Source organism: Photobacterium sp. R1 (assembly GCF_054600795.1).
Genome location: NZ_BAAHZP010000676.1, coordinates 1 through 260 on the forward strand (window position 1 = coordinate 1; position 260 = coordinate 260).

Here is a 260-nt window from a genome sequence, read left to right on the forward strand (position 1 = left end):
TCCGTGCCGTGGACCGACTGCAGCGCCCCGACCAATGGCGCACTGTGTGATTTCATGGCTTCGGCCCCGGCACCGCCAGGTACTAAAATCAACACCAACGCGGCAAACACAATCAGAATCAGCATGGAAGCGATAATGCCTCGCGGCATATCTTTAGCCGGATTCGTCGCCTCTTCAGCCGCCAGCGGCACCCCTTCGACTGCCAGGAATAACCACATGGCAAATGGCAGTGCCGCCCATATCCCCATGTAACCTTCAGG

Annotated in this window: 1 protein-coding gene; it reads right to left on the bottom strand. The window is 58.1% G+C overall.

The genetic code is table 11. From position 1 onward, the window contains the following. Nucleotides 1–248 (bottom strand): amino acid permease (locus ACYP03_RS26785; RefSeq protein ID WP_459782778.1); only part of this gene is annotated, 248 nt, incomplete at its 3' end. Nucleotides 249–260: the final 12 nt, after the last annotated feature.